Origin of the sequence: Mycoplasmopsis mucosicanis (assembly GCF_006546935.1) — a bacterium.
In the GTDB taxonomy this organism is placed as follows: Bacteria; Bacillota_I; Bacilli_A; order Mycoplasmatales; family Metamycoplasmataceae; genus Mycoplasmopsis; species Mycoplasmopsis mucosicanis.
Genome location: NZ_SMDN01000005.1, coordinates 48,066 through 66,974 on the forward strand (window position 1 = coordinate 48,066; position 18,909 = coordinate 66,974).

Annotated in this window: 13 protein-coding genes, 2 tRNA genes and 2 rRNA genes; 10 read left to right on the forward strand and 7 right to left on the reverse strand. The window is 29.8% G+C overall.

Going from position 1 to position 18,909, the window contains the following annotated elements; genetic code table 4:
• Window positions 1-39 precede the first annotated feature (39 nt).
• From E1I18_RS01800 to E1I18_RS01830, 7 genes are all read right to left on the reverse strand, one after another.
• Window positions 40-930 carry a GIY-YIG nuclease family protein gene (locus E1I18_RS01800; RefSeq protein ID WP_141483893.1) on the reverse strand — a complete coding sequence of 297 codons (891 nt, stop codon included), beginning with the start codon at window positions 928-930 and terminating at the stop codon, window positions 40-42.
• Between the two features lie 85 nt (window positions 931-1,015).
• Window positions 1,016-2,068 carry a zinc-dependent alcohol dehydrogenase family protein gene (locus E1I18_RS01805; RefSeq protein WP_268926445.1) on the reverse strand — a complete coding sequence of 351 codons (1,053 nt, stop codon included), beginning with the start codon at window positions 2,066-2,068 and terminating at the stop codon, window positions 1,016-1,018.
• Window positions 2,069-2,476: 408 nt separating this feature from the next.
• A complete protein-coding gene (locus E1I18_RS01810; RefSeq protein WP_141483894.1) occupies window positions 2,477-4,087 on the reverse strand; it encodes an ABC-F family ATP-binding cassette domain-containing protein in 1,611 nt (536 codons plus the stop codon).
• Between the two features lie 65 nt (window positions 4,088-4,152).
• Window positions 4,153-6,237 carry a S41 family peptidase gene (locus E1I18_RS01815; protein ID WP_141483895.1) on the reverse strand — a complete coding sequence of 695 codons (2,085 nt, stop codon included), beginning with the start codon at window positions 6,235-6,237 and terminating at the stop codon, window positions 4,153-4,155.
• Window positions 6,189-8,171, reverse strand: a complete 1,983-nt coding sequence (locus tag E1I18_RS01820) for a leucine-rich repeat domain-containing protein (protein WP_141483896.1) — start codon at window positions 8,169-8,171, stop codon at window positions 6,189-6,191. The genes E1I18_RS01815 and E1I18_RS01820 overlap by 49 nt, the downstream gene beginning before the upstream one ends.
• Entirely contained in the window at window positions 8,155-10,473 is a 2,319-nt protein-coding gene (locus tag E1I18_RS01825; protein WP_170218508.1) for a leucine-rich repeat domain-containing protein, read from the reverse strand. Before E1I18_RS01825 ends, E1I18_RS01820 begins: the two co-directional genes overlap by 17 nt.
• Before the next feature lie 231 nt (window positions 10,474-10,704).
• Entirely contained in the window at window positions 10,705-11,934 is a 1,230-nt protein-coding gene (locus E1I18_RS01830; RefSeq protein WP_141483898.1) for a trigger factor-related chaperone, read from the reverse strand.
• Window positions 11,935-12,175: 241 nt separating this feature from the next.
• On the opposite strand from E1I18_RS01830, the gene rpsL reads away from it, so the two are divergent.
• The 10 genes from rpsL (at window position 12,176) to rrf (E1I18_RS01875) (ending at window position 18,893) form a co-directional block, all read left to right on the forward strand.
• Window positions 12,176-12,595 carry a 30S ribosomal protein S12 gene (rpsL, locus tag E1I18_RS01835; protein ID WP_141483899.1) on the forward strand — a complete coding sequence of 140 codons (420 nt, stop codon included), beginning with the start codon at window positions 12,176-12,178 and terminating at the stop codon, window positions 12,593-12,595.
• A gap of 28 nt (window positions 12,596-12,623) precedes the next feature.
• Entirely contained in the window at window positions 12,624-13,094 is a 471-nt protein-coding gene (gene rpsG / locus E1I18_RS01840; RefSeq protein WP_141483900.1) for a 30S ribosomal protein S7, read from the forward strand.
• Window positions 13,095-13,106: 12 nt separating this feature from the next.
• Window positions 13,107-15,197 carry an elongation factor G gene (fusA, locus tag E1I18_RS01845; protein WP_141483901.1) on the forward strand — a complete coding sequence of 697 codons (2,091 nt, stop codon included), beginning with the start codon at window positions 13,107-13,109 and terminating at the stop codon, window positions 15,195-15,197.
• A 408-nt stretch (window positions 15,198-15,605) separates the two neighbouring features.
• A tRNA-Leu gene (locus tag E1I18_RS01850) sits at window positions 15,606-15,692 on the forward strand.
• Between the two features lie 25 nt (window positions 15,693-15,717).
• Window positions 15,718-15,793, forward strand: a tRNA-Lys gene (locus tag E1I18_RS01855).
• A gap of 341 nt (window positions 15,794-16,134) precedes the next feature.
• Window positions 16,135-16,953, forward strand: coding sequence for a variable surface lipoprotein (locus E1I18_RS03805; protein ID WP_235888474.1), 819 nt, complete (start codon window positions 16,135-16,137; stop codon window positions 16,951-16,953).
• The gene (locus tag E1I18_RS01860) at window positions 16,950-17,735 is read left to right on the forward strand and encodes an endonuclease (RefSeq protein WP_268926446.1); all 786 of its coding nucleotides are present in this window, start codon (window positions 16,950-16,952) and stop codon (window positions 17,733-17,735) included. Before E1I18_RS03805 ends, E1I18_RS01860 begins: the two co-directional genes overlap by 4 nt.
• A 143-nt stretch (window positions 17,736-17,878) precedes the next feature.
• A 5S ribosomal RNA gene (gene rrf / locus E1I18_RS01865) occupies window positions 17,879-17,984 on the forward strand.
• An 88-nt stretch (window positions 17,985-18,072) separates the two neighbouring features.
• Window positions 18,073-18,771: a pseudouridine synthase gene (locus tag E1I18_RS01870; protein WP_170218511.1), complete on the forward strand. Its 699-nt coding sequence runs from the start codon at window positions 18,073-18,075 to the stop codon at window positions 18,769-18,771.
• Between the two features lie 16 nt (window positions 18,772-18,787).
• Window positions 18,788-18,893: ribosomal RNA gene (gene rrf, locus E1I18_RS01875) — 5S ribosomal RNA — on the forward strand.
• Window positions 18,894-18,909 lie beyond the last annotated feature (16 nt).

Here is an 18,909-nt window from a genome sequence, read left to right on the forward strand (position 1 = left end):
TTTTTTTACTTAAAAATGCATTTTTTGTTATTTTCGTGGTTATTTGAGATCTTTAAGTTTAATTCCGTCCTTGGTTTTTAAATCATCTCAACCATTCGAACTAGAACCAAGAACGAAACTAGATAATGTTGAAGGAGAAGAAAATACTAAATCTTTTTGCAACACACAGTTTTCATCAATTTCTTTTTTCTTAATCAATTCTTCATGCAACGCAATTAATCTAGGTGGAACATATGTTGCAAAATTAGGTTCAATTATGCTACCTCTAAGTAGCACATATCCTTCATTTGTTTGGACACATTGACCTTGTGCAATAACATTTGCTCCTTTTTTCTTTCTTGAACAGTATAGAATTAGTGGTTCTTCAATTTGATTGGTTGTTGTTTGATTTTGGTCATTGGTTTTGTTAAATGAGACAAGTGGAATAAAAATTTTATAACCTAACACACCAACAATATTTTTTGAGTATTCAATGAATTCTTCTAATTCAGCAACCTTTTCTTCAGTAACATTTCCTTGTGGAGGCTCATTTTTATTTATTAACTCATATCTATCTGCTTCTTTTGCTAATGTTGTAAATTTGTTTTCAAGATAATTTAGTTCAGTAGCTCCTAAATAATTTCCAATCGCAGTAATCATCACAATTTCATTGAAAACTTTGGTGTTTTCATATTGGTGCTCAGTAACTCGTCTATAAAGTCCATCTTCATTCTTACGACCAGCAGCTTGACCTATATAGACTTTTTGTTCGTCGGTATTAAAAAGAAAATAGATTCCATTATGATTTGTTTCTTTGCGATCTTTGCAATTTTTAAGTAAATTGATTGGTATTTTTAAAGCAATACCAGTTCAATTTGACATAGTACATTTTATTCGACCAGTAGGCTCACCGTCCATTAAAAAATAGTTATAATTTTTTGGTTTTGACATACAAGACTCCTTATTTAGAATTGTATCATTTTAGTAATAAAAAACTCATAACCATAAGGTTATGAGTAAAAAATACTATGAAATGTTATTTGGTTGCGTCGATTAAAATTTTCATTGCATTGTGGTCTGACGCATGCATAAATGTGTCATAAGCTTTCATCTTGTCTGAGAAGCTAAATTTGTGAGTAATTAAGCCTTCAATAGGTAATTTTCCTGTTGATACAGCATTAATTAACATTGGAAGTGTGTTTGTATTAACAAGTCCTGTTGTAACAGTAATGTTTTTGATTCATAGGTCTTGTACGTTGAAGTCAACTTTTTTACCATGAACACCAACTACTGATACGTTTCCACCAGCTTTAACAATTTTTTGACATGTGTCTCATGATTGTGGAAGTCCAACAGCTTCAACAGCAACATCAACACCATCTGTACCAACAATAGCTTGAATGTTTTCTATTAGTTTTTCATCTGGTACTAATGTGTGTGTTGCACCTAATTTTTTAGCCATTTCTAAACGGTTTTTGTCAAAGTCAATAACAATTAATTGAGCTGGTGAGTATAATTGTGCAGTTAGTAAAGCACCCATACCAACAGGACCAGCACCAACAATAGCTACTGATTTACCTGGAGCAACTTGTCCATATTGAATACCAATTTCGTGTCCTGTTGGTAATGCATCTGATAGCATTACTGCAACTTCGTCTGAAATTGAACTTGGATATTTGTATAAACTATTGTCTGCAAATGGAACTCTAACAAATTCTGCTTGAGTACCATTAATCATGTATCCAAATTTTCAACCACCTTCTGATTCACGGCAGTGTGAGTAAAGTTGTTTTCTACAGTTGTCACATTTTCCACATGGTGTAACACAAGCGATAAGAACTTTATCTCCTGGTTTAACGTTTGATACTGCTGAACCAACTTCTTCAACAATACCAATTCCTTCGTGTCCTAGGATTCTACCATCAGCAACTTCAGGGTTTTTTCCTTTAACGATACCTAAGTCAGTACCACAAATAGTTGTTTTAGTAATTTTAACAATTGCATCTGTAGGTTTTAGGATTACAGGTTTGTCAACTGTTTCGAAGGCAATATTGTGTTCACCGTGGTAAACTAATGCTTTCATTTTCATTTTTATTTTCCTCCATTTCATTTTTTTGTCTGCACTTATAATACACTTTTTTATAGAAGTGTTAATGTTTTCATAAAAATTTTTTCATATTTTTTTTACACACATTTCTCTTATAAATTAATATTTTAAATATTACTTAAATATTAAAATTTATACCTTTATTATGTGTATGATAATTTTTCCAATTACATTGGAAAATGTGTATATACGGAAAATATAAAAGATAATAAATAATGAAAAATATTTATCTTTTTCTAATTTTTATATGAAAAAAGATAGCCAAAACAACAATCAATATAAGGCAGATAAATTGATAAAGCAAATGCTATATAGATAACGTATATACTCATAGAAAAACAATGCATTTAGAATAAAAATGCATTGTTTTTTACTGTAAATTAAATGTGTTTAGTAATTCATAATTTTTTCATATTCATCAAGTGTTCCATGATAAATAAAACTTTTATCAGGAGCAATTTCAAGAATAACGTTTGCAACTTGATTTACTAATGCTCGGTTATATGTTGTGAATATTGCACCACCCTTGTAGGCTTTAAGTCCAGCAATAAGAGAGTCAATGCTTTCAGCATCTAAGTGGTCCAATGGTTGATCTAAAACTAAGAAATTAGCTTCTAAAAGCATCATTCTTGAAAACATTAAGCGAGCTTTTTCGCCACCACTAGTTACAGCAACTTTTTTGAATACTGAATCATTAGAAAAAAGCATTCTTCCTAAAAATCCACGCATTCTTTGATCTGAAACATCCTTGGTTTCTTCAGTTGAGTTTTCAGGTGGTCATTGAGAAATTCATTCAAGAATTGTCATATCTTGAGTAAAGTAATTTCTATTTTCATTTGGATAATAAGTGTGTTTTATTGTTTGTCCTCATTTTATTGAACCTTTTGAAGGTTTTTTAAGACCAAGTAAGCATTCTAAAAAACGAGTTTTTGCAATATCATCTTCACCAATAAGTACCATTTTTTCGCCTTTTGAAAGACTAAATGACACATTTTCAAACATTACTTTACCATTTTCCTCATAACTTAAACCTTCAACACTTAAAATGTCTTTACCAGGTTCTCTATTTATGTCTCAACTTATGTATGGATATTTTCTATTTGAAGGCTTAATTTCATCTAGCGTAATTTTTTCAAGACTTTTTTTACGACTTGTTGCTTGTCTTGATTTTGATGCATTAGCACTAAAACGTGCAATAAATTGTTTAAGTTTTTCAATCTGAACTTCTTTTTTTGCATTCTGTTGCTTCATAAGTTCAAGAGCTAATTGAGATGATTCTTTTCAAAATGTGTAGTTTCCTGTATAAATTCGCGCTTCATTGAAATCTATATCAACTATATGAGTACAAATATTATCTAAAAAATCACTATCATGGCTTACTACAATAACAACATTTGGATATTCGGCCAAAAAGTTTTCGAGTCATTTTATTGCTCGCAAGTCAAGGTGGTTTGTAGGTTCGTCCATGATTAAAATATCAGGGTTGCCAAATAATGCTTTAGCTAGTAAAACCTTAATTTTTTGGTTTGCAGTCAATTGAGACATTGGAACGTCTCATTTTTCTTTTGGAATTTGAAGTCCTGAAAGAAGTTCTTGTGCATCATTTTCAGCAGTTCAGCCACCTAACTCACCAAATTTTTCTTCAAGTTCGCCAGCACGTGTGTAATCTTCCATTGTTGCTTCAGGATTTGCATAAATTGCATCTTTTTCATTTTTAATTCTGTATAAATCAGTATTTCCCATCACAACAACATCAGTCACAATTAAGTCATCATAAGCATTATGGTCTTGACTTAGCACGCTTAAACGTCGATTTTTTTCAATAATTATTTGACCACTACTTGGTTCAATTTCACCTGCAAGCATTTTTAAAAAGGTTGATTTACCAGCACCATTTGCACCAATTATTCCATATGTGTTTCCTTCAACAAATTTCAATGAAACATTTTCAAAAAGTTTTTTATCACTAAAGACTTTGCTTAAATTCTGTACTTCAATCATTATTTACCTCTCAATAATTAACATTTTTAATTATAACAAAAAGCACACAAATGCGTGCTTTATTGCTAGTTCGCTTTCTTGAGTTCGCTCTGATAAAGTCCTTCAACAATCCGGCCAAGTTTTTCCATATCTTCAATTTTTTTGTCTAATTCTTCTAGTGAATCGCTATCAGAAATTTTTATTGTTTCAAATTCCTTGTTATATTTATCTTTTGTATTTTGCTCTGAAAAACTATTGATAAATTTCTTTGCATATTCACTAGCACGCTTAAATGCACTTAATTTAGTTTTGCGTTGAAACATATTTCAAGCTTCTTCACCTTTTTTGTGATCTTCAAGATATGCATCAATAACGTCGTATTGTGAGTATGCTAAATATGGAATTTCGATATCAACATCCACTCCATTTTGTGTATAAGGAAGCTCTTCTTCTGAATTTACATCTTTGTTTGCATAAGAAACTCATGCATTGTTTGAACTAAATTCAAAGCTTGTTCCATCAGGTAAGACTAAAGGTAAAATTGAATACATTCCGCCACCTGATTTATTGCCAATTATTGTTGCAAATTTGCCTTCTTTAGCCAAATGTGTGAGTAAGTTTGCTGCACTAAATGTATTTAAACCACTCAAAATGTATCATTTATATTGGCCATATCCATCATTTTCATCATAATTGCCATCTTGATTTGTATCAACTTTAAATTCCGAGTAGGTTAATAGTTTATTGATTGTTTCATAGAAATAGAGGCGTTGAGTTTTGTTAGTCATAAAGCCAGCAACCTTTTCCATCGCAGCTATTGATCCACCACCATTGATTGATAAATCTAATATGATTTTATTGATTTTTTGAGTATTTTTTGAGTATTTTTCAATCTCTTTCAATGCTTTAGTCATCAACGAAAAAGAGTCATATTTGTATGCTTGTTCTGAATTTAACTGCTCATTTGTACCGACATTAAATTGATCTAAATATATGATTGCTGTATCGTTATGAAAATTAACAATTTTTGATTCATCTCCTGCTAAAATGGCTCGACGTATTTTTCGTAATGTTCCAAATGTAGACACATATTCATTGACTTTTGGACTCAATGCACCACCATATGGATGTGCTCTAAAATCTTTAGGATGGAAATATGATCCAGACTGAATTGAAGAGTGTAATTCATTGAGTTGTTTATAGATAAAGTCTTCATAAGCTCGCGTATTTGTGTAAATATTGGTTGAAAGTAGTCTTTGTTTGAGTGAAAGATTCTTTTCATTTTGTGGCACTGAATTGTCTTTTGAGTTGTCAATTACAGTTTTTACAAAGTATTCATCGAAGTTTTTTGCATTATGCTCTTTTAAAAATTCTTTTCTTAATCCATAGAAATTATCAAAAATTAAACGAATAAAGTTGTAGGTATTTTTTCGTTCGTTTTCAGTCTGCTCAGTATCATTTCTTGAGTTATTCATTACTGAATTATATTCATCACGACTGATGTCTTTGTTGATTACAGTTGTTGTTCCTATAAATCTATCATTATTGAAGTAAATATTGTAATAACTTTGACTTGAAAAGAGTAAATTAAAGATTGAAAAAGGAATATAAATCTCACCATCTATTGCATAGATTTTCATATCATAATCACCTAAATTTAACTGCGCATATTTGTCTTCAGATAGACGTTTAGTACTGTTTTTTGTGTATTTTAGGTTTTTTGTATAGTCAGTAGTTGATGAAGAAGTTGTGAATTGAAATGCATCAGTAGAACTCATTAAAATCTTATTATGTTGGTGATCAAATATGATTTCTTGGTCAAAATTATTGTATTTAATTTGTCCATTTTGATCGGAACCAATTTTAAGTCCGCTAATGTCATAAAGACCATCTAATTCAGTCAATATTTCTTTGGCATTCACATACAAATTTTGTGTTTTTGTGTCCCGATAACCCGAAATATGAGTGTTTTCAATATTAAATTCTTTTGATTTATTGACAAACTCATACATTTTGTCGAGTTTAAGATCTGTTGATTCAAGGCCAACTTTTTGAGACTTTGCACACGAAAGTGTAACTGCTGGAAGTAAGGTAAATGATGATAATGCACTGCTTAAAGCAATTAATTTGATGAATTTTTTACTGTTTTTACTTTGATTATTTGTGCTCATTTATCTCCTTGTGCTGTTTTAAGTGCTTTTTCATATTTGTCTTTTTCAAGATTAAACTCTGTTTTAATGTTGTCTTTATCCTCTAATTGAGTATCTTGAGCAATTCTCTCTTGAGTGATTTCGAACCCTGCGCTAGTAAGTAGTTTTGTTAGATTAGATATTTTTGCTTTTGTTTGATCTAGCGAGTGAGCTGAATTATATTTTTGTTTATGAATAAATGCATCAATCGCATTTTCAATGTCATTAGGGTAGGTTTTTAGTTCTTCTACAACTATTTCTTTTAATTTATTCATTATTTCTGTACTAAATGTTCTATACTTGTCTTTAACTCGTTTTTGAGAAAGAAAGAATAAATACTCAATATAGTATTCTGCAGCTCTAACAATTTCTTTTTCATCAGTATTTTTTGTATCTTTTGCACCAAATTTTGCTAATAATTTCTTTCTTGCTTCTTCATTTTCTACATAAATTGAATTCAGTTTAGGGAATAAACTTGTATCAATCACAATACCACGTTTTGCTGAACGATCTGTACTTATTGTTGCTTTTTCAAAGTCAAAGCCATCTGCAAAAGTAATTTCTGTGAGTTCTTCTAATTCTGTAATAAATTTTGTGAGTGATTTTGGCAATTTTATTGACGTTATTTTTGAACGTCTAAAACCATCAAAAGTTTCTAGTCCTTCGTGTAATTCAATAGATTTAATTCCACTATTATTGAAACCAGAAAGATTTTTTAATTTAGCATTAAGAGTAAGCGAATGAAGAGTCTTAACATTGTTGAATGCATCATGCACATTAATGAGTTCTTTTGGTAAGGTTAATGTTTCAACAAGCGTTTCATCAAAGCCACTTAAATAAATTAATGACTGAGGCAATTCAACTTGTTTAATTTTTGTTTTAGCAAACGCTTTATAGTCAATTTTCTTGATTTTCGAGCCAAATTTAACAGTGTTTAAATTATTAAAACCTTCAAAAGAATGCGAATTAATATATTCAATTTCTTTAGGAATTGTGATTGATGATACATCTTTATCAAAAAGTTTATTAATTCGAGAAGGTGTCAATGAAACATCTAATTTTTTGAATATTTCATCAACGTTTTTTCTCAATTGCTTCTCATATTCTTCATATTTTTGTTCAGAATTAGACCCTTTTACTTCATCATTGAATTTTTGATTATATTCTTTGAATTTTTCTTTAATTTCTTCTTGAATATTAATATAAAACTCGTCTAAACCATACTCAGTTTGAACTCTATTTACAATTTTGTTTTCGCTGTGTAAATAGAGTTCAAAAAGTTGTTTATTACTCATTTTTTCAAGTTTTTCAGCCTCTTGATAACTTTGTTCAAGCAAAAGTATTTCAGCCTTAATTTTTCTATAATATCTTGTATCTTTTTCTGATATAGATTTAGCCTTTTCAATAGCTTCTAATATTACTTTTTTTGCTGAAATTTTGCTTAGTTGTTTTTCCTTTTGTACTCCTTTTTCAATAGTTTTGGTAAATTCGTCTTTAAGTAAATCTTGCTTTTGTTCTCTTTTTAAATTGAAATATGCATCAGTTTTTTTTCTTGCTTCTTTAAGTTCTTCTAATGCTTTATTTATTGATTCTACAGTTGCTTTTTTGTCTTGTAAAGCAACTGATGCCTTGTCTATTGCACTATTTGCTTCATAAAATGCCTTTGTATCAAAATCATCAGAATATGCACCTTTTCTTTTGATATAGTCATTAATTTCTTTTTCAAGATTCTTTTTAGCGACTTCAATATCATTAATTGGTTCATTTTTCCTATCATTTTTTTGTTTTTTTGGAGGCATATTATCATCCAAAATACTATTTAGTTTGTCCTCTTCTTTATGAGAACATTGTGCAGCTAAAATTGGTATTGATAACATAGTGCTTATTGGTAATAAGATTCTAATTGACTTTTTCATTTTTTAATGCTCCTTCATTTGTTTGATCTTCAACATAGACACTATTTCTAAGTTCCTCTATTCATTCCTGATTTTCAAGCAAGAATTTACTTTTTATATTCACTTGTTTTAAATTTGATCAATGATCTTTTGAAATATCTGCATATCTAACATTTTTTGGTAAGGTTAAAATTTCAACATTTGATTCATGGAAACCTTCAAAAGATTCAATAGAATCAGGTAAATCTAATACATTTATGTAGCTTTGGTTAAATCCACCAATTTTATAAACTGAATGAGGAATATTAATTTGTTGAATTTTTGTACTATTAAAGCCTTCTAGAATTTCAAGACCATCAGGCAAAACTAACTTTCTTATTTTTTGATTAAAATTGAATGAATCATTGGTAATTTCTTTTAATTTTTTAGGTAATATCACTTCTCTAATACCTAATTCTTTACCAGCAAAACCACCCAGTACTCGCAGTTCATCAGGTAATTTTATTGATTGCAAACTTGAAAAACTGAATGTATTTGGCTCAATAATTCGTATTGAATTTGGTAAAGACACATTTTTAAGTTCTTTTGTGTGTGCAAATCCACCTATTCTAAGTAAACCGTTGTTCAAAATAAGTGAATTTAAAGGAGTTTTATTGAGTGAATTGGCAAAGATAACTTTTAAATATCTTGGAGCTTTAAAACTTTTTATCTTTGTTTCACTAAAACCACCAAATGCAATTAGGTTGCTAGGTAAATTTAACGATGAAATGTTTGTGTTGTTAAGTGTATCTTTCCAAATAAACAAAAGACTTGAAGGTAGGTCCAAATGATCAATTTTTGCTTCCTTAAATCCACCAAAACTTTCAAGATTTTCTGGTAGTTCAATTTTACTAATTGGACTGTAATCCAGTGTGTTTGGTAAAATATGTTGAAGAGATTTAGGAAACTTAATTTGATTTATATTTCAGTTAGCAAAACCACCAAAATATCTAAGTTTTGCAGGTAAATTAAGTTCAAAAGGTGTTGAAGACAAATTAATTGCTTCTTTATCCAGAGTACCTTGTTCAATAATTTGCAAACTATTAGGAAAATCAATATCTTCAATATTTGTGTTAGCAAAACCACCAAATCTAATTAATTTATTTGGTAGTTCTAGAGTGCTAATTGACGTATTATCGAGAGTGTGAGATCTAATTTCACGAAGATTTTTAGGTAGATTTACTGAATTAATTGCTGTGTGTGCTAGTCCTCCTAAAATTTTTAGTGATTCAGGAAGGTGAATTTGACGCAATTTTGAGTAATTAAATGCATCAGGTTTAAGTTCAATAACTCCCTCTGGAATTATGACATCCTCAATTTCACTGCGAGTAAAACCACCAAGAGTTCTTAAAGAAAAAGGCAATTCTAAATCTTTAACTTTTATCTCATTAAAACTATCACTTTCAATATTTTCAAGTGCTTGATTGAATTTAATTTCTTCGATTGGAGTATTGCTAAAACCACCAATAGATACAAGTTTTGCGTTTAATTGAAGCTTTTTGACTAAAGTTTTATCGAATGAATGAGCAAAAATTTTAATTAAATCTCTTGGAAGTTCAAGTTTTGTTATTGATGTTTGCGCAAAACCTCCTAACTCCTTAAGATTTTGAGGCAAACTAATTTCAGCAATTTTTGTTCCATCGAAAGTATTAGGCAAAATTTTTTCTAGTGAGTCAGGAAGCTTGATTGAAGTTATTTTTGTGTGTGCAAACCCACCTAAAACCTTAAGTTTAGCAGGTAATTCTAAGTCATTTATTAGTGAATAATCAAAGTTATTTTGTCCAATGTATTCAATATTGTTGTGTAAATTAACTTTTTCTAGATAGAAAAATTTTTCAAATGCTCCATCATCTATTTTGGTAAATTCTATTGGAATTGTGATTTCTTTAGAATCTTTAGCAAACAATTGCTCCACTTTTTGTTTATTCAACACGTTTTTGTCAGCATTTTCAATGTTTTTTTCTTCTTTGAAGTCAATTTTGAGCATTTTATTTAAGTGTTGAGTCTCAATTTTTTCAATTATTAATTTTGCTTCATCTAGTTTTTTGTCAAGATTTTGAAGAGCTAATTCATTCTCCTTGCGCGTGCGTTGGCGCAATAATTTGATACCTAATTCATGCACCAATTCAGTTGATTGAGGTAGGTATGCTTTGTAATACAATTTTTCAAATTTATCAACTAATTTGTCAAATGATGACTTATTTGAACAAGCAACAGTCATTGAAGATAATATTGCTGGTGTCAAAATTATTGTTGATGTCTTTAGATATTTATTTAATTTCATATGTTCCTTTTTTGTATAGAACAAATTAGATTTATTTGTGTGAAATTTAAAGCACAAAATAAAATAAAAATATCCTCTATACAGACAAGGGGATATTTTAATATTGTTAAGCCACGCATGAATTACCATGATCTGCTTGTAGGTATAATCTCAGCCTTTTACAGCACCCTTGTCTATTGCATTATATCTATATTTTTATGCTTACTAGACAAAAAAAGTGTAAAAAGTGAATTATTCAGTAAATCAAAGGCGTTTTTTCAGTATTTTTGCCTCTTGGGGAAAGTAATGTTCAAAAATTATAAGCAAGCATTTTTGATACTCGATTAATAGTGACAATTGTTTATCATCTCTTTGTTTAAAAGGACTTTTATCTCTATTTAGTTCATGATTATTGAATTCTCATTCTCTATCAATGTCTTGTTGAGAAATGTGTGGATTGTATTCTAGTTTGATTGCAAAAGGAATAATTTTTAAAAGCATATCAAATTTCATTTTATAGTTTGTTTCTTCAATAAAACGTTTATGCAATTTGTTTTCCATATTTAATTGTTCAGGTTTTGATATGTCTTGTAAAAGTCCGCCTTCTTGAATGTTTTGTTTAAATTCTGCTGCAAAGAAATTATTTGTGAATTCTTCACCTAAATTTATTTCAGTGTCCTGGATTATTTTTGAGCTTAAGTGAAGCAAGAAATCATACAAAACGTTTCCAGTTATATCTTTTAGCATCAATTTTTCAAATTCTTCACGCATTTTAGCAACACTATCAACGCTTTTAACATCCAATTCTTTAAATGATTCATCATTAAGTTCAATATTTTTTTGTTCCTTGGCTGAATGAATTGTTATATTTCAGTATCTATTTTCAGGGTCATTTACTCCAAAACTTTCACCTATTTTTTTACCAATAATTTCATTATTTATTGAAAAATTATCGCTTTTTTGAGCTTTTAATGATAAATTTTTCTCTTCCTTAATAACTTGTTTTTGATGAGTGATGGTGAAGTCTAGTTGAACAATATCTCCTTGTTGAATAATTTCTCTATCTTTAACATCAACAATAACTGGATAATTGCTAGCAAATGATGCAAATGTTTCATCTAAGTCTTTTTGATTAAAAATGTGTGGTTTGAAATCTATTTTTGCATTTTTTCAATTAATTTTTTGTAATTCTTGTGGTTCAAAGAAACAAATATCAACATCAATATCAAGAGCATCATTAATATTGTTAACATTAATAATTGGCTCTGAGAAAAAGAAACAATCATTTTTTTCTACTCTTGTTTTGTATTCAAAATCATTGATTAAAGGTGTGACAAATGTATCAAGTGTTTCATAGGTGATTTGATCGGGTGATTTTTTTTGGCCACTCTTAATTGTTGCAATTAAAGTTTTGTTTTTATATTTTTTTCATTCATCCGGTTCCATTTTGATTTTTTTGTTAATTTTTGAATAATTAATCATATTTGCTCCTTAGTTTATACATAAATTATATTAAAGTATATTTTTGCATTAACTTAAAAGTTTTTTGAGAATAATTCAATATTTTTCTCTTTTATTTTTTTATTTTTTTTACTAATTTACACGTTTTTGAGTACTTTAAGGAAAAAAAATAAATTGATACACACGGACAAGTTGTTGTATAATCTTTTCGTTATTTATTTAATAGCAATATTTGGAAAAAAATTAAGAAAGGAAAAACCAAATGCCTACAACAAATCAATTAGTTAGTAGTGGTAGAGTGCAAAAAGTACGTAAACAAAATGCTCCTGCGTTGAATTTAAGTTTTAATACTTTGACCAAAGCTTCTCGCAAAGAGTCGGCTCCATTCAAACGTGGTGTATGTACTCGTGTTGCAACTATGACTCCTAAAAAACCTAACTCGGCAATGCGTAAATATGCTCGTGTTAAATTATCAAATGGTATGGAAGTTACTGCCTACATTGGTGGTGAAGGTCATAACCTACAAGAACACTCTGTTGTTCTAATTAGAGGAGGTAGAGTTAAAGATCTACCTGGTGTTAGATATCATATCGTAAGAGGTACTCAAGACTTGGCTGGTGTAAACAATCGTAAACAAGGTAGAAGTCTATATGGAACCAAGAAAGAAAAAGCAAGTAACTAATTAATAAGGAAAGAAAAGAGGAAAAAATATGTCAAGAAAACACAAAGCTCCAGTTAGAGAAGTATTAGCTGATCCAATTTTTAATTCAGTTTTAGTTACTAAATTAATCAACTCAATTATGCTAGATGGTAAAAAATCTATAGCTCAAGACATTCTATATTCAGCCTTCAATATTGTTAAAGAAAAAACCAATAAAGAACCAATGGAAGTTTTCCAAGCAGCCATTGAAAACATCACACCTCAATTAGAAATCAGAACCAGAAGAATTGGTGGTACAAACTACCAAGTTCCTTGCGAAGTTTCAACTCGTAGAAAACAAACATTATCATTAAGATGACTTGTTCAATATGCTCGTCTTAGAAATGAAAAAACAATGGACGTTCGTTTAGCTAACGAAATCATTGATGCATCAAACAAAACTGGTGGCGCAATTAAAAAACGTGAAGATACACACAAAATGGCTGAAGCCAACCGTGCTTTTGCTCACTTTAGATGATAATAGGAAATTATTATGGCTAGAGAATACGAATTAAAAAATTACCGTAATATCGGTATTATGGCGCACATTGATGCTGGTAAAACTACCACAACAGAAAGAATTCTTTTACACACAGGTAAAATTCACAAATTAGGTGAAACACATGATGGTGCTTCACAAATGGACTGAATGGCTCAAGAACAAGAACGTGGAATTACTATTACTTCAGCTGCTACAACAGCATTCTGAAAAGGTACAAGAATTAACATCATCGATACTCCAGGACACGTTGATTTTACAGTTGAAGTTGAACGTTCACTTCGTGTATTAGATGGTGCAGTTACTGTACTTGATGCTCAAAGTGGTGTTGAACCTCAAACTGAAACAGTTTGAAGACAAGCAACAAATTACCATGTTCCTAGAATTGTTTATGTAAATAAAATGGACAAAATGGGTGCTGACTTCTTTATGTCAGTTGACTCTGTTAAAACAAGATTGAATGGGAATGCAGTAGCCATTCAAGTTCCAATTGGTTCAGAAGCTAATTTCTCAGGTATTATTGACCTTGTTGAAATGAAAGCATACAATTACGACGGAAAACCAGAAGAAAATCCTGAAATTACAGAAATACCTGCAGACTATTTAGAAGTTGCTAAGGAAAGAAGAGCAATTCTTATCGATGCATTATCAACATACGATGATGAATTTATGATGAAACTTCTTGAAGGTGTTGAACCTACTGAAGAAGAAATTAAAGCAGTTATCCGTAAAGCAACAATTTCTTCAACATTTTTCCCTTGCATCTGTGGATCAAGTTTTAAAAACAAAGGTGTTAAAAAAATGATTCAAGCTGCTGTTGACTACCTACCTTCACCACTTGATATTCCAGCAATCAAAGGTTATTTAGGTGATAAAGAAGTCTCAGTTCCAGCAACAGATGACCACGACTTTGTTGCTTTAGCATTCAAAGTTATGACCGATCCATTCGTTGGTTCACTAACATTCTTCCGTACTTATGCAGGTGTATTGAAAAAAGGTTCATATGTTTACAACACAACTAAAGATGTTAAAGAACGTATTGGACGTATTATTAAAATGCACGCTAACTCACGTGAAGAAATTGATGAATGTTATGCAGGTGACATTAATGCACTTGTTGGACTTAAATCAACAACAACTGGTGATACATTAGTTGCTGAAAAAGCACCTAAAATTATTCTTGAAAGAATGATTTTCCCTGAGCCAGTAATTTCACAAGCTCTTGAACCAGAATCAAAAGACGCTGTTGAAAAACTTGCTCTTGGACTTCAAAAATTAGCTGCAGAAGATCCTACATTTAGAACATACACTGACGAAGAAACTGGACAAACAATTATCGCCGGAATGGGTGAACTTCACTTAGACATTATTGTTGATCGTCTAAAAAGAGAACATGGTGTTAAAGCAAAAGTAGGTGCTCCACAGGTTTCTTACCGTGAAACAATTACAAAAGAAGCAGAAGTTGAAGGTAAACACATTAAACAATCAGGTGGTAAAGGTCAATACGGTCACGTTTGAATTAAATTTGAACCTAACAAAGATAAAGGTTTCGAATTTGTTGACAAAATTGTTGGTGGTAAAATTCCTAAAGAATACATCAAATCTATTCAAAAAGGTATTGAAGATAAAATGGCTGGTGGTATACTAGCTGGTTATCCAATGATCGATATTAAAGCTACATTATTTGATGGTTCATACCACGACGTTGACTCTTCTGAAATGGCTTATAAAATAGCTGCTTCTAAAGCACTTACAAAAGCTAAAGAACAATTAGGAACTGTACTTCTTGAACCAATTATGGACGTTGCTTGTGTTATTCCTGAAGACTACTTTGGTGATGTTATGGGTGATCTAACTCGTCGTAGAGGTCAAATCGTTAATAACGAAACAAGAAGCGATGGTGCTCACGTTATTCGTGCTCACGTTCCATTGAAAGAAATGTTTGGATATGCTACTGACTTACGTAGTATGACTGCAGGTAGAGGAAACTACCAAATGCAATTTGATCATTATGAAAAAACTCCAAAAAATATTGCTGATCAAGTTATTAAAACACGTAATATCCAAAATAATGATGAAGACTAATAATAAATTATTTTTTAACTAAAAATCTTAAACGCAGAATAGTATATCTGCGTTTATTTTTTATCATTTTGTGTAAATAAATATAAGGCCTCATTTTCCAAAAATACTCAAAAATGAGTATATTAGTAAAAAAAACAAACCTCAAATAAGGTCTGTTGTATAAAAATAAATTAAGAAATATTTGAAAAGGAAAATCGTATTTGTGGTAACTTGCGTTACGGGAATAATTTTATCACTTAATTAAAATTAACCAAGCAAAAAAATATATTTTTAATACTACAAAAAAGTGCTATATTTATATGTGCGTTTAACACTATTTATGCACAAATATTTTCAGCAAAAAATTTTTTTAAAAATATTTTGATATTTTAAAAAAAGACATATAATTAAATAGCAATTTTAAGAGTTGCCCAGGTGGCGGAATAGGTAGACGCAAGGGACTTAAAATCCCTCGGTGGTAACACTGTGCTGGTTCAAGTCCAGTTCTGGGTACCATATGGCTCAAAAGCCACTAAAAAATGCGTCCTTAGCTCAGCAGGTAGAGCAAATGGCTTTTAACCATTGGGTCAGAGGTTCGAATCCTCTAGGACGTACCATATCACAAAATTGACCGACAAGCGAAAGCTTGTTTTTTTGTGTAATTTTACTCATTTATGAAATATTAACTGCGCTTTATGCAGACTTATTAATCTACAAAATTTATATTATGTTTCGGGCTTAAAAGCAAAAAACGCTATTTTTACTCATTTTTCTATACAAAAGAATACTTTTTTGTTATCTTACATAACATTTTTTATACAGCTTTCAAATATCTACTTTCTAAGCAAATTAAAATGTAATAAACTTCATCAATTACTGTTGAATTATTAATTTAATATAATTAAATTACTCAAGTATTGTAAAAAAAGTTTAATTGTCTAAATTAAAAAGGAATAAAATGAACAAAAAATTCTTCATAAGTATTTTACCCTCAATTGCATTATCAGTTGTTTCAGTTAGTGCTTGCAATGTAAAAGAAAAACAAGGCGAAAGCAAAATCAAAGACGAAAACACAATGCCTAATGATACTCTAGATAAGCAAGGAGATAATAAAAACTCTACTACAGAAGAGCAAAAAAATATTTCACTTATAGAATATAAGGGATCTAAAATTAAGTTAGATGATCTTCCTGATGGTTATTCTTATTCAGAAGATTTGAATTTAAGCAATCTAGATTTTAAGAATTTAAAATTTAATGCAAGTGAAAATGACTTTGCAAAAACTAATCTAATCAAATATAAACTCGGAAGTGAAGTATTTATTGCTTTTGATAACAAAAGTGGTATATCAACTATTTATGGAAAAAAAGCTAAAGGAACTAAAGACCCTAAATCTGGTGTGGTTTTAGGAACAATTTTAGGTCTACCTAATGATATTGTTTTAGCACAAGCTCAGAGTCCAACACATACAAAAAATGATAATGTTTCACCAAGTAAATACATTTATTTAGATAAAGATGCACAAAACACACCAAGTCAAATTACTTTATTAATTAGGTTATTTAATTTAAAAACTAAAACAATTTCAAAACAAGTATTTAACTTGTTTTGAAACATAAACAAACTAATTCACACGCAAAACAAAATCCTGATACAGGTAGTCAAGGTGGAAATAAGTCAAAAATTCAACAAAATGGTAAACAAAGCAACTCAAAGCATTATAAATATGTTTATGATGCCACTAAAAAAGACTATTATAGTTCACTTGAAGGATTAAAAGGTGATGAACTTTTTAAGGCAGTCTATAAAAATCAACAAAAATACGTTTCAGAATTGAGATCTAAAAGTTCATATAGCAACCTATACAATATTTATTCAAAAGCATTCATAGATAAATACTATGAAAAAGATGGAACTATTTTAGATATTTATTCAGAAGTTGCTGATGGTAATGATCCTTACGAATTTCCTGTAGGTTATTATGATGGAAGTGGTTCTAAAGGTCATCTTAATAAAAAATCAAATGGAGAAGGTTTTAAATACAATCGAGAACATATGATTCCTCAATCATGATTTGAAAAAGTTGAACCTACAAAATTTGATGCACATTTTGTTTGACCTTCAGATAAAAAAGTCAATGAATGAAGGGGAAATAATCCTCATTTCAATGTGCAAAGTCCAACAAAAACATCATTAAATGGTACAAAAATAGGTAAAAAATACACAGAACCAGTGAATATTTTCAAAGGTGATACAGCACGGGCTTATTTTTATTTCCAAATCACACACAAAAATGCAATTCATGGTAAGTCTAAAGAAGTTTTCAAGAAAGCTTATCCATATTTCAGCGACCAATTTTTGAATGTGTACAAAGAATGAGCTGATTTTGACCCTGTAGACATTATTGAAGTAGACAGAAATAATATTATTGCTGAATATGAAGGTGGTTTAAGAAATCCATTTATAGACTATCCAGAACTTATCGATCTAATTTGAGGTGATAGTTCAAAAACATTTGTAAATAAAGGTGTTCTAAAAATTGTAGAAAATGTTAGTTAATTAAAAATATTTAAAATTTATTAATAAACTATATATGTAAATTTGACTTAAAACACTCAAAAATGAGTATATTCGTCAAATTTATGTGCATTAAAAAAAATTAAAAAATTTTTTATATTTTTTTAAAAATGGTGTATATTTATATACGTGGTTATAGCGCGGGGGATCACCTGATACCATTCCGAACTCAGTAGTTAAGCCCTGTAGTGCCGACGATACCAGAGATGGGAAAATAGGGAGCCGCGTTTTTTTTATATCTTTTTTTGTAAGCATAGATATGCGTGAGTATAAAATTTATACATATCTATGCTTATTATTTATTAATAAAAGAGGATTTATGAGTGAACATATTCGATTAGACAAATTGCTTGCAAATGAATTAGAAATCTCAAGAAGTCAAGCTAATAAACTTATCGCTAGTGAGCAAATAAACGTGAACAATCAAATTGTGAAAAAGAATGTAAATATTGATCTTCTTAATGATTTTGTTGATTATAACGGGCAAAAAATAGAATATGTGCAATACAAATATTATCTTGTTAATAAACCAAAAAACTGTGTCTGTGCAAATAAAGACAACATAAATAAAACTATCTTTGAAGCAGTTGAACTAAACGAGCAAATATATCGCTGTGCTGGTCGATTAGATAAAGATACAACTGGTATGATTTTAATTACAAACGATGGAAAATTAATTAATTATTTAACTTCGCCAAAGAAAAAGATAGTAAAAAAATACCTTGTTCAAGTTGATAAAGATTTTGATGACAAAATCAAAAACTTTAATCAACCTATTCCGATAGAAAATTTCGTTGTTAATGATTATAAATTTGAATTTATTTCAAAAAATGAGTGTTATTTAAGCATTTATGAAGGTAAATTTCATCAAGTTAAACAAATGCTAAAATATTTTGATTTTGACGTAAAGTCCTTAAAACGTGTATCAATTGGCAATTTTGAAATACCTAAAAATTTAGCAGAAGGTCAAAAAATAAAAATTGAAAAAAAATTAATAAATTTCTTTTTTAATTTTTAAAATAGTGTATATTTATATACGTGGTTATAGCGCGGGGGATCACCTGATACCATTCCGAACTCAGTAGTTAAGCCCTGTAGTGCCGACGATACCAGAGATGGGAAAATAGGGAGCCGCGTTTTTTTTATATCTTTTTTT